General features: G+C 46.0%; 1 protein-coding gene. It reads right to left on the bottom strand.

The window, feature by feature from the left end:
• The coding region (locus WDC_RS09305) for an IS3 family transposase (protein ID WP_082040991.1) at nucleotides 1-523 on the bottom strand (523 nt) is incomplete at its 3' end.
• Nucleotides 524-646 lie beyond the last annotated feature (123 nt).

A 646-nucleotide genomic window follows, 5' to 3' on the forward strand; every position in this document is an offset into this window, starting at 1 on the left:
CCCCAGTAATGGTTCGATTTTTAACCGCGCTTTCCAGGGTCTTTAAGACTAAATCAGTATCCATCTTTTTTGAGAATGAATAGCCGATAATTCGTCTTGAGTGCAGATCCATGATGGTTGATAAGTAACACCAGCCATTACGCTTCGTTTGAATATAGGTCATATCAGCGGTCCATTTTTGATTTAAACCAGTGGTCGAGAAATCCTGCTTAAGCAAGTTGGGACGCTGTTCAACCTTGGTTTTGGAAGCCGAAGCCGCTTTCCATTTATTGACGGTAACGGAGTGGATATCCAGTTCCTTCATGAGCCGGGAAATCCGTCTTGGGCTGCACCGACGCTGCAGTGGTTGAAGTTCCAGATTCAATTCATGGTGGATCTTCATAACACCGTATCGCTGCTTAAATTCCGCAAAGATCCGCAGAATCCGTTGTTTCAAGTCCGCATCTTCGGCCCGGCGTTTTGAAGGTTTGGGGGATCGATAACGATAATACTGAGCTCTGGAAACACCGAGGATTCGGCACATCTTGGTTACCTGGTGGTGATGGCTTTCTTGGTGAATGTAATCAAAAATATTGGTTACTTCTGCGCAAGGAAGCCCAGGGCTTTTTTTAGGATTTCGTTCTCCTCAGACAGCGAAGCCAGTCGC

Source organism: Paucilactobacillus wasatchensis, assembly GCF_000876205.1.
Lineage (GTDB): Bacteria > Bacillota > Bacilli > Lactobacillales > Lactobacillaceae > Paucilactobacillus > Paucilactobacillus wasatchensis.